Source organism: Actinomadura sp. (assembly GCF_044508335.1).
Taxonomy (GTDB): Bacteria; Actinomycetota; Actinomycetes; order Streptosporangiales; family Streptosporangiaceae; genus Spirillospora.
In genome coordinates this window covers 34,726-44,624 of record NZ_JBIQHY010000048.1, presented here as the reverse complement: position 1 = coordinate 44,624, position 9,899 = coordinate 34,726, and the positions used below count along the sequence as shown (strand labels likewise).

At 72.0% G+C, this 9,899-nt stretch carries 7 protein-coding genes; 5 read left to right on the top strand and 2 right to left on the bottom strand.

Going from position 1 to position 9,899, the window contains the following annotated elements; genetic code table 11:
* Positions 1-170: 170 nt before the first annotated feature.
* A complete protein-coding gene (locus ACIWVC_RS18165) occupies positions 171-2,177 on the top strand; it encodes a PAS domain-containing protein (protein ID WP_396447424.1) in 2,007 nt (668 codons plus the stop codon).
* A 370-nt stretch (positions 2,178-2,547) separates the two neighbouring features.
* Positions 2,548-3,093: an ATP-binding protein gene (locus tag ACIWVC_RS18160; protein ID WP_396447423.1), complete on the top strand. Its 546-nt coding sequence runs from the start codon at positions 2,548-2,550 to the stop codon at positions 3,091-3,093.
* A 138-nt stretch (positions 3,094-3,231) separates the two neighbouring features.
* Here ACIWVC_RS18160 and ACIWVC_RS18155 read toward each other — a convergent pair whose 3' ends face one another.
* Positions 3,232-4,440 (bottom strand): arginine deiminase, encoded by a 1,209-nt coding sequence (locus ACIWVC_RS18155; RefSeq protein ID WP_396447422.1) that lies wholly within the window; start codon positions 4,438-4,440, stop codon positions 3,232-3,234.
* A gap of 34 nt (positions 4,441-4,474) precedes the next feature.
* Here ACIWVC_RS18155 and ACIWVC_RS18150 point away from each other — a divergent pair, with 34 nt between their 5' ends.
* From ACIWVC_RS18150 to ACIWVC_RS18140, 3 genes are all read left to right on the top strand, one after another.
* Positions 4,475-5,809, top strand: coding sequence for an MFS transporter (locus ACIWVC_RS18150; RefSeq protein ID WP_396447421.1), 1,335 nt, complete (start codon positions 4,475-4,477; stop codon positions 5,807-5,809).
* Between the two features lie 252 nt (positions 5,810-6,061).
* Entirely contained in the window at positions 6,062-7,246 is a 1,185-nt protein-coding gene (gene tuf, locus ACIWVC_RS18145) for an elongation factor Tu (RefSeq protein WP_396447420.1), read from the top strand.
* Positions 7,247-7,417: 171 nt separating this feature from the next.
* Positions 7,418-8,302 carry an endonuclease/exonuclease/phosphatase family protein gene (locus ACIWVC_RS18140; RefSeq protein ID WP_396447419.1) on the top strand — a complete coding sequence of 295 codons (885 nt, stop codon included), beginning with the start codon at positions 7,418-7,420 and terminating at the stop codon, positions 8,300-8,302.
* Between the two features lie 40 nt (positions 8,303-8,342).
* Here the strand turns inward: ACIWVC_RS18140 and ACIWVC_RS18135 are convergent, their stop codons facing one another.
* Positions 8,343-9,899, bottom strand: coding sequence for a long-chain-fatty-acid--CoA ligase (locus ACIWVC_RS18135; RefSeq protein ID WP_396447418.1), 1,557 nt, complete (start codon positions 9,897-9,899; stop codon positions 8,343-8,345).

The following is a 9,899-nucleotide window of genomic DNA, read 5'->3' as shown; positions in this document are numbered from 1 at the left end:
CTTCGTCCCGCAGACCTGGATGAGCGCCTCGCTGCTGTCGTTCCTGGTGGCCGGGGCCGCCGCGCTGCTCATCGGGCGGGTTACCAGGCGGTAGCCTTACCAAAAGGTAAGGTTCACGTGGCAATTTACGATGCAAGTTACCCGGCGGCGTGCCGGAGTCCGGTGGCACGATGACAGACGTGTACCAGCACGTCCACGATCCGATCGCGCGGGCGGTCATCGAGAGCGCCGCCGACGCCATCGTGGCCGTCGACCAGCAGCACCGGGTGACCGTGTGGAACCCCGCCGCCGAGCGGATGTTCGGCTGGAGCGCCGCGGAGATGATCGGGCGCGTCCCGCCCATCGTCCCGGACGAGCTGAAGGCCGAGCACAACGCCGTCCAGGAGCGGCTCCTCACCCGGCCCGCCGGCGAGGGCGAGAGCGGGCAGATCTCGATCGCCACCCGCCGGTTCCACCAGGACGGCCGGCTCATCGACGTCCGCATCGACACGAGCCTGCTGAAAGACCCCAAGGGGACGCTGCTCGGCTGGGTGGGCGTGTACCACCCGGTCGAGGAGGACGAGATCGTCCAGCACCACATGACCGAGCGGGCGCGGCTCGTCCGGCGGCTGAACGACATCGTCGCCGACCTGAACGCCGAGCTCGACCTGGGCGTCGTCCTCGACCGGATCACCGCCGCGCTCATCGAGCTGACCGGCGCCGACGCGGGCGGGTTCGTCCGGATCGAGGGGGACCGGCTGCGGCTGGTCAGCATGTCCGGGCTGCCGGAGCACATGCGCGGCCGGACGGCGGAGCTGCGGCCCAGCCTGGTCGGGGAGCTGCTGCGGTCGGGCAAGACCGTCAAGCTCGCGACCGGCGAGCGGCGGCTCGGCGACCTGATCTGGTCCGAGCTGCCCGGCCTGCACACGATCGCGCTCGGCCTCTCCTACCTGCAGAACCGCCCCTACGGGGCGCTCTACGCGCTGTTCTCCGGAAGCAAGGCCGGGCACACCGAGCTGGAGCTGCTGGAACTGCTCGCGGGGCACGCCGGCGTCGCGGTCGGCAACGCCGTCGCGTACGCCGAGGTCGTGCGGCAGCGGGCGCACGAGCGCGCGGTGATCGACTCCAGCGCCGACGGGATCGCCGTCCTCGACCACGACCTCGTCGTCCGGCAGTGGAACCCGGCCGCGCACACGCTCACCGGCATCCCGCCGGAGGACGCGATCGGCCGCCCGCTCCCGTTCGCCATGCCCGGGCTCGGGGAGAAGCTCACCTTCCGGCTGGAGTCCGGGACGTGGCTGAACGTGCTGGCCGCCGAGATCGAGGAGACCGGCGAGCTGGTCGTCGACTTCCGCGACGTGTCCGAGACGAAGGCGCTCGAAGAGGCCAAGGACCTGTTCCTCGCCACGACCAGCCACGAGCTGCGCACGCCGATCACCGTCGTGCAGGGGTTCGCGTCCACGCTGGTCAACCGGTGGGACGAGATGGCCGACGGCGACCGCCGCACCGCCGTCGCCACCATCGCCGAGCGCGCCCAGTCGCTCGGCCGCCTGGTCGAGCACCTCCTCCTCGGCTCCCGCGCCGGGGCCGACGAGCTGGCCGTGACGATCGAGTCGTTCGACCTGGCCCGGGTGCTGGAGGGCGTCGTCGCCGGGTTCCGCTCCCTGTCGCCCCTGCACCGCGTCGAGCTGGAGATCGATCCCGATCTGCCGCCCTGCCGCGGGGACGCGATGGCGACCGACATCGTCCTCGGGCAGCTCCTGGAGAACGCCTTCAAGTACTCCCCGGACGGCGGGACGGTCAGCGTCCGGGCCGTGTGCGAGGGCTCCGACATCGTCGTGACGGTCCAGGACGAGGGGATCGGCATCCCGGCCGGCGACCATGAGCGGATCTTCGAGCGGTTCGTCCAGGGAGACGCGGGGGACCGGCGCCGCTTCGGCGGAATCGGGCTCGGTCTGTACATCGTGAAACGGCTGACAGAGGCACAGGGCGGGAGAATTTCAGCCCATCCGGCTGAACGTGAGACATATCACACTGATTCTCGCGAAGCTTCGGTAGGCGCCGAAGTGGCGCAAATGGAACGGACCATTAATCGTCGCGACACCCTGCTGCGCACCGCGGAAGGGCACGGACCCGCAGGTGGCGCGCGTGCCGGCGACGGGACCCGCATGCGCCTGGTGCTGCGCGGAGCGGACTGACCCGGCCGTGGTCACTCACCGTGACGACACTCCCTCCAGGGCGCCCGGTGAGACCGGTGTGACCTGGGCGTTCGGAGGTCCCGGCGGATGGCACCCTTGGCTGGTGCGAGAAAGTTCGGTGACCGCGGGGTGTGATGGACGAAACGAGTGCGTGAGGCATGAGTCCGCCGTCGGGTGGATAGATCCTTTGTTGGTTGCCGTTGGTGACGAGGTTCCGTTCGGGGGTGATCACCGTGACCGGACGGCCGGTGACTCGTTGTACAGGCGATGAACCCGACCGGCCGGGTTTCCGGCTGCGGACATCAGGGCATTTCGGTCGTACCGGAAGAGCGACGGCGGGACTCGTCCGAGTAAGCGGAACCACGGGGAGGTGAGGGCGTCGAGCGTCGTACTGCTGCCACACGCACCGTCCAGCGTCGCGGTCGCCCGCAGGCGCCTCAGCTCGGAGCTGGCCGACTCGGGGGTCTACGAGTCCATCGTGGACGACGCGAGCGTCATCGTCAGCGAGCTCATCAGCAACGCGCTCCGGCACGCCAGGCCGCTGCCGTCCGGCCAGGTCAGGGTCTGCTGGGTGCGCCACGGCGACGTGCTCGAACTGGAGGTCAGCGACGGCGGCGCCATGACCGAGCCCCGGCGCGGCCCCGGCACGCTGTCCTCGCTCGGCGGGCGCGGGCTCGGCATCGTCGAGGCCCTGTCCGACGGATGGGGAGTACGCCACGAGGACGGCGCCACCACGGTCTGGGCCGTGCTGCGCGCCCCCGGGACGACCGGCGAGAACGGGGCGGCCGCCCCCGTCAGGACGCACGCCATGGTCCCCGACCTGTCCGACTTCCCGGACCTTCTAGACGAAACCGACGAAGATCTGTGCAACCCAACCAGGAATGGAACGCCCGCAAGTAGGGCATATCCGGCATAAGAGGACCCCGCCTGGAAGGAACCCCGCCCTACCTTGTATGGTCCTCCCAAAGCTCGGGCGATGTCGTGCCCCCGTCGACACCGCCCGAGCTTTTCCATTGCGTCCGCATGCCCGACTCAGTTGTTCTTGCGGCTCGGGTCAGATGTCGTCGCGGAGGGTGGGGCAGGACATGCAGCGGGGGCCGCCTCGGCCGGTGCCCAGTTCGCTGCCGCTGATGCGGATGACCTCGATGCCCGCCGCTTCGAGTTGCGCGTTCGTCTCGATATTGCGTTCGTAGGCGACGCACAGGCGCGGGGCCACGGCGAGGGTGTTGTTGCCGTCGTCCCATTGCTCGCGTTCGGCGGTCACCGGGTCGAGGCCGGTGTCGATCACCTTGAGGCGGTCAAGCCGCATCGCTTCGGCGGCCGCCTCCAGGAACGGTCGCGGCTCTGAGACCTGCAGGTCGCCGTCGGCGAGGGTCACCTTGTGGGCCATCAGGGAGTGGGCGACCGGCGGGTACATGACGACGGTGTCCACGTCGACCATGGTGCAGACGGTGTCGAGGTGCATGGTCGCCCGCTCCTGGGCGATCGGGACCGCCAGGACGGTGTGCGCAAGGCCGGCGTCGAAGACCTGGCGGGCCAGGCGCTCCACACCGGCCGGGGTCGTCCGCTCTCCGGTCCCCACAGCGATCACGCCGGGACACAGGAGAAGGACGTCGCCTCCTTCGACGTGTTCGAGCGATCGCGTGTAGACCGGTTCGACGCCCGCGAAGCGGGGGTGGTGGGCGTAGACGATGGCGGTCAGGGCGGACTCGCGGCGGCGGGCCTCCATCGCCAGGCTCGTCACCGCCACCCGGTCGCCGATCCAGGTGCTGTTGTCGCGGGTGAACAGCAGGCCGGGAAGGGGGTCGACGATGAAGTCGAGCGTGTCCATCAGCCGGTAGACCAGGCCGTGCCCGGCCTTCAGCTCCTCGTGGGCCAGACCGCCGATCAGGGTCTGGGTGAGGTTCTCCGGGTCGAGGTCGCGCAGGCAGTCCCCGACGATGCGGCGGAGCTGGTCGCCGAGGCGCAGGTCGTCGATGGCGTCGGCGATCGCCTGTTCGCGGGCCTCCTCGTACTCCAGGGCATCCTGCAGCAGCTCGGTCAGGTAGAGGACCTCGACGCCGCGGGAGCGGAGCGCCTCGGCGAACGCGTCGTGCTCCTCCTGGGCGCGGCCGACCCACGGGATCGCGTCGAACAGCAGCTTGTCGCTGTTGCGCGGGGTGAGCCGTCTCAGTTCCGCGCCGGGACGGTGCAGCAGGACGGTCCGCAGCCGTCCGACCTCGCTGGTGACCCGGTGCTCGTGCGCTGTCTTCGCTGCCGTCACTCTTCGCAGTCTAGGCGTGTGCCAGCATGCGAGCGTGATCACAAGGACCGCGGCGCTGCCGCTGCACCTCACGTCGGCGACGATGCTGCGGGTGTCGGCCGAGGGCGTCGCGACGGCACTGGTCCTGACGGTCGAGGCGCGGACGGGGAACGCGGCCACCGCCGGGTACCTGCAGACCGCCATGACCCTCCCGTACGTGCTCAGCGGGCCGATCATCGGGAACCTGCTCGACCGGGTCGGGCGCCCCCGCCGCCTCGCCGTCGCGCTCGCCGCCGCCTACGCCGCCGCGACCGCGCTGCTGCTCGGCATGGCGGGGAGCTCGCCGCTCTACCTCGCGCTGTGCGTCGCGGCCGTGATCGGGTGCACCGAGCCGATCGTCGTCGCGCTGACGAGCCTGCTGCCCCGGTTCGTCCCGGCCGGCCGGCTTTCGCGCGCCTACGGGCTGGAGGCGTCCAGCTACAACCTCGCGGGCATCGCCGGCCCCGGCCTGGCGGCGGGCCTCGCCGCGCTGGCCGGCGGCCGGTACTCGGGCGTCGCCGTCGTGGCGGTGGGCGTGCTCGGCCTGCTCACCCTGCCTCTCCTCCCCTTCCCCGGTCCCCACGTCACCGCCGGCGAAACGCCCCCGGACGCGGAGGCCGCCGACCCGGTCGGCGTCGCCGGGGCGGACGCGGGCAGCACGGCGGAACTGGCCTCGTCCCCGCAGACGGACGCGACGCGATGGACGTCGATGATCACGGGCGGGCTCGTCGTGCTGGCCCGGGTTCGGGTGCTGCGGGCGCTCACCGTGGCGACGACCCTCGCCTGGACGGGGTTCGGCGGCGTCGCGGTGACGGCGGTGCTGCTCGCCGAGCACATCGGGGCGGCGCCGAGCGCGGGCGGACGGCTGCTCGTCGCGCTCGCGGTCGGGTCGCTGATCGGGTCGCTCGCGGCCAGCCGCTGGCTGACGCCCAGGCACGCCGAGCCGGTCATGGTCGCCGGGCTGGTCGCGTTCGGGGCGGCGCTCGCGGCGCTCGCCGCGGCCCCGTCCATGCCGTGGGCGACGGCGGCGTTCGTGGCGGCGGGGATCGCGGAGGGGCCGGTGTTCGCGGCCACGCTGATGCTGCGGCAGCGCGAGTCGCCGCTCGACCGGCTCGGCCAGGTCAACACGACGGCGGGCAGCCTCAAGATCGGCGCCTCGGCGGTGGGCGCCGCGCTGACCGCCGCGACCGCGGACGCGGTCGGGCCGATCGGGCTGGTGCTGGGGATCGCCGCCTTCCAGTTCGCCGGCGCCGCCGCCGGCCTGGTGCTGCTGCGCGTCCCGGCGGGCGGGCACGACGCGTCCCCGAAGACGCCGGACCCCGAGCGCGGGAGACCGGGCGGCGGCGGGTGAAAAACCGGTCGACTTTCCGCGCGGCGCTCCGTACCGTCCGGAGCATGTTCTTCGCGGCCGACACCATGACGCTCGCGGGCATCGCCCCGCTGAGCGCGGTGCCGGCCGCCTTCTCGGCAGCGGCAGCGGACGCGGTCGCCGCCGGCGGCCTGCGAAGCTGACCCCTCTCCGTCCGACCCTTCCGGAGAACCAGCGGAGGGGGGTGGTCTGGAACGTCGGTTCTCACCGGATCCACCAGTGAGGACGAGGCCGATGGCCAAGCAGCTTTACGAGCGCGACAAGCCCCACCTCAACATCGGGACGATGGGGCACGTCGACCACGGCAAGACGACGCTCACCGCGGCGATCACGAAGGTGCTCGCCGACCGCGGGCTGGCGTCCGCCGTGCCGTTCGACCGCATCGACCGCGCCCCCGAGGAGCGCGACCGCGGCATCACGATCAACGTGGCGCACGTCCAGTACGCGACCGCGACCAGGCACTACGCCCACGTCGACATGCCCGGTCACGCCGACTACGTGAAGAACATGATCTCCGGCGCCGCGCAGGTGGACGGGGCCGTGCTGGTCGTGTCCGCGCAGGACGGGGCCATGCCGCAGACGCGCGAGCACGTCGTCCTCGCGCGGCAGGTCGGCGTCGAGCACATCGTCGTCGCGCTGAACAAGGCCGACGCGGTCGAGGACGCCGAGCTCCTCGACCTCGTCGAGCTGGAGGTCAGGGAGCTGCTCTCCGAGTACGGCTTCCCCGGCGACGAGGTGCCGATCGTGCGGGTGTCCGGGCTGCGGGCACTGGAGGGCGACCCGTACTGGACGGCCCGCATCGGCGACCTGCTCGACGCGATCGACGGCTACGTGCCCGTCCCGCCGCGGGTGCTGGACAAGCCGTTCCTCATGCCGGTCGAGAGCGTCCTGACGATCACCGGGCGCGGCACCGTCGTGACCGGGGTCGTGGCGCAGGGCGCGATCCGGCTCGGGGACGCCGTGGAGGTCGTCGGGCTCGGCGAGTCGTTCGGCTCCGTCGCGACCGGCCTGGAGACCTTCGGGCAGACCATGGACCACGCCGAGGCGGGCGACAACACGGCCATGCTGCTGCGCGGCGTCAAGCGCGACCAGGTCCGGCGCGGCCAGGTGGTCAGCGCGCCGGGCGCGATCCGGCCGCACCGGCGGTTCCGGGCGCGGGTCCGGGTGCTGACCGCCGCCGAGGGCGGGCGGTCCAGGCCGTTCTTCCACGGCTACCGGCCGCAGTTCCACTTCCGCACGACGGACGTGGTCGGCGGCGTCGACCTCGGCGGCGACGGCGGCATGGCCATGCCCGGCGACACCGTCGAGATGGCCGTCGAGCTGGGCAAGCCCGTCGCGATGACCGAGGGGCTCGGCTTCGCGATCCGCGAGGGCGGCCGCACGGTCGGCGCCGGGACGGTCACCGCGCTGCTCGGCTAGCGGGCCAAGGGGGTCCGGCGGAGGCGTCCGCCGGGCCCCCTACTCTTGGGGGGCGGAAGAAATCGTCACATCGCGGGTGACCGCGTGGTCGCGAACCGCTGGCGGATGCGATCTTGATGTGGTGAGATTCCGCCATCACCCCCGCAGACAGCCCCCCTTTCTGGAGAACGTGTGCGATCCCCCCGCGCTCTGATCCCCCTCCTCTCGGTCTGTGCGGCCGCCGCGGTCGTCACCGCGGCCGCCACCGGCGCAAGCATCGAGGGCCTCCCGGGCGGTGGCGGCGGTCCCGCCCACGCCGACGCGCCCGCCCCCCGCCCCGCCGCCGCGACGATCAACGCCGTCACCTGGAACGTGTGCGGCGGCGGGCCGGGCTGCCCGTCCGGCGCGGCGCCCGCGAAGCTCGCCAAGCAGATCGTCCAGCGCATGCACGCCACCGAGGTCGGCGGGCGCAAGGTCAAGACCAACGCCGTCCTCCTGCAGGAGGTCTGCGAGGGGCACGTGCGGGCCTTCAAGAAGACCATGGGCACGTGGACGTGGGCGTTCGCCGCGTCCCCGGGCGGCGCGTCCTGCGCGCAGGGCGGCGGCAGGACCGGCATCGCCATCGGCACCGGCGCCCCGCTGACCGGGGTCCGCCAGGCCAAGCTGCCGGCCCCCGCCGGCCGGGCGCGCATCGCGCTCTGCGGGAACGTGCCATCCTGGGCGACCCGGGTGTGCGTCACCCAGCTCAGCCCGGCCGAGGGCGACGAGTGGCGGCAGAAGCAGGCCCGCGCCCTCGCCTCCCTCGCGGGCACCGGCCGCGTCCTCCTGGGCGGCGACTTCGCCGACAGCCCGGACAGCCCGGCCCTCGACCCGCTCTACAGCGCGTACGCCGAATGCGACCAGACCGGCTCGTCCCGCACCGGCGCGAAGACCCGGCAGGACTGGCGGGGCACCGCGGTCGAGAAGACCGACTACCTGTTCATCCCCAAGTCGGCCGCCGTCTCCTGCAGCGTCCCCGCGAACCGCACCAGGGCGTCCGACCACCGGCCCATGTCCGCCGAGGTGCGCTTCACGTGAAACGTCCAGGGGGCGCCGCCGCGCCCCCTGGACCCGGCGGTCAGTGGACTCCGCGCTCCTCGCCCTGCCAGTAGGGCGCGCGGAGCTCGCGCTTGAGGATCTTGCCGGTGGGGTTGCGCGGGATCTCGTCCCGCCGCTCGACGGAGGTCGGGCACTTGAAGTGGGCCAGGTGCTCGCGGCAGTAGTCGATGATCTCCTGCTCGGAGACGTCCGAGGTGAGCACCACCAGCGCCTTCGGGGTCTCGCCCCAGCGCTCGGACGGCACGCCGATGACCGCGCAGTCGGCGACGTCCGGGTGGCCCATCAGGACGTTCTCCACCTCGGCCGGGTAGATGTTCTCCCCGCCCGAGATGATCATGTCCTTGACCCGGTCGTGGATGTAGAGGTAGCCGTCCTCGTCGAGGTAGCCGGCGTCGCCGGTGCGGAACCAGTTGTCCTCGGACAGCGCCGTGGCGGTCGCGTCCGGCATCCCCCAGTAGCCCTTCATGTTCTGCGGGGTCTTGCAGAGGACCTCGCCGACCTGCCCCGCGGGGACCTCCTCGCCGGTGGACGGGTCGACGATCTTGAGCGCGGTGTTGTCGTTGGGCAGGCCGGCGCTGCGCAGCCGGTGCGCGTTCGGGCCGTCCGGGTCGTGGTCGGCGGGCGGCAGCATCGTTATCGCGCCGGTGACCTCGGTGAGCCCGTAGACCTGCATGAACTCGGTGCCCGGCAGCATCCGCATGGCGCCGCGCAGCACGTCCTCGCTGATCGGGGACGCGCCGTACAGCATGAGCCGCAGGCTGGACAGGTCGCACGCGGCGACCTCCGGGATCAGCTGCATGAACTGCAGCAGCACCGGGACGAGGAAGATGTGCGTGACGCGGTGCCGCTCGATGCCCTTCGCGATCAGGGTCGGGTCGGGCTCGCGCGCGATGACGGCCGTGATCGTGTTGTAGACGGCCGAGACGGTCAGCACGTTGCCCGCGACGTGGTACATCGGCATCGCGACCATCAGGACCGACGAATCGTCGATGTCCCAGACGTCCGTGGTCACGTCCAGCGCCGCGAGGAAGTTGTCGTGCGTCAGCATGACGCCCTTGGGCAGGCCCGTGGTGCCGGACGAGTACAGCTGGACGAACACGTCCGCGGCGTCGGGCTCGTGGTCGGGCGCGGTGTCGGACGCCCCGTCGATCCAGGCGGCGTAGTCCTGGTAGGCGTGGTCCGAGCCGCCGATGACCACCATGTGGGCGGTGTGCTCCAGCTTGCCGGCGATCGCGTCCAGCACGGGGACGAACTCGGGGCCGACGATGAAGACCTTCGCCTGCGCGTTGTTGACGATGTAGGCGACCTCGTCCGGGGCCAGCCGGTAGTTCACCGGGACCTGGACGGCGCCGATGCGGGCGGCGCCGAACAGCTGCTCGGCGTACTCGAGGGAGTTCTTGTCGAGGATCGCCACCCGGTCGCCGTGCCCGACGCCCACGGACGCGAGCGCGTTGGCGACCTGGTCGGCGCGCCGGTCGAAGTCACGGAACGTGACCTCCCTGTCGCCCGCGATGTACGCGACCCGATCGGGATGCGAACGTGCGCGTTCCCGCAGCACCTCTGTCAGACCCGGCAC